The 946-nt window shown below is 39.4% G+C and carries 1 protein-coding gene; it reads right to left on the reverse strand.

Translation table 11 applies throughout. The features are described from left to right. Positions 1-146: 146 nt before the first annotated feature. Positions 147-946: OB-fold nucleic acid binding domain-containing protein (locus HP456_RS24350; RefSeq protein ID WP_246289421.1), on the reverse strand; the 800-nt coding region annotated here is incomplete at its 5' end.

Here is a 946-nt window from a genome sequence, read left to right on the forward strand (position 1 = left end):
TCCACTCACTCCTTAATCAATATTCCGTGCTATATTTTCACTTTTATAGATTCATGGGTTTACCTTCTTATAGATGCAGGCAGGCAGTGGTCAGACCACCTTTTTCTATTAAACAATAATATAAATGTTGGTTGAAGTAAAGTATGTTATTTTAAAACGACATTCGGTTTTCCCAAAAACTCTTCTAACTTTTTCAACACTTCCTCAGTTGTGGAGATTCTATAGAAATCGGAAAGTTTTATACTCTTTTTGTCTTGTTCGATATAAACGATCACGTCATGAGTCCCTTTGTTCCGCTGGATGATTTGCTGTATGTCCTTCATACTTGTCTCTTTATCTTTTTGCAGAGGGATTTTTAAATATAATTTTTTTTTCCGCTTCTCCACTCGCTGCTTTATTTCCTCGATGGATTGCACTTTATTGATGATAAGTTGAAGCTTATTATTCCGTTCTTCCATCTTTCCATCAAACCATAACACATTCCCCTCTTTTAATTGTGTCATAATCTGACGGTAAACTGCAGGGAAGACAACTGCTTCCACATCATCTGTTTCATCACTGATTTCCAGGAAGGCCATGACTTCCCCTTTTTTCGTGCGGATCGATCGGATCGAAGTAATATAACCGCCAATTGCCGTCCTCACACCATTGCGGGTATCTGAAATCAATGTCGCACCATAATCTTCGAAAAGCTGACGGTAGGAGGATACAGGGTGATTTGAAAGATACAACCCCAGCACTTGTTTCTCAAAACTCAATTTCGTCTCATCCATCATGGCTTCCACTTCAACATATTTCGGTTTAAGGAGAAATGTCTCTTCTTCACCAAACAAATCGTGATCATCTTCTGGATTGACGAGCTCTGCGTGCTGAAGTGCAACATCCAGACTTGAGAGCAGAGTCGCACGATCGATATTGAATTCATCAAAGGCACCTGCCAAAACCA

The organism is Bacillus haikouensis (assembly GCF_013179555.1).
Lineage (GTDB): Bacteria > Bacillota > Bacilli > Bacillales > Bacillaceae_B > Rossellomorea > Rossellomorea haikouensis_A.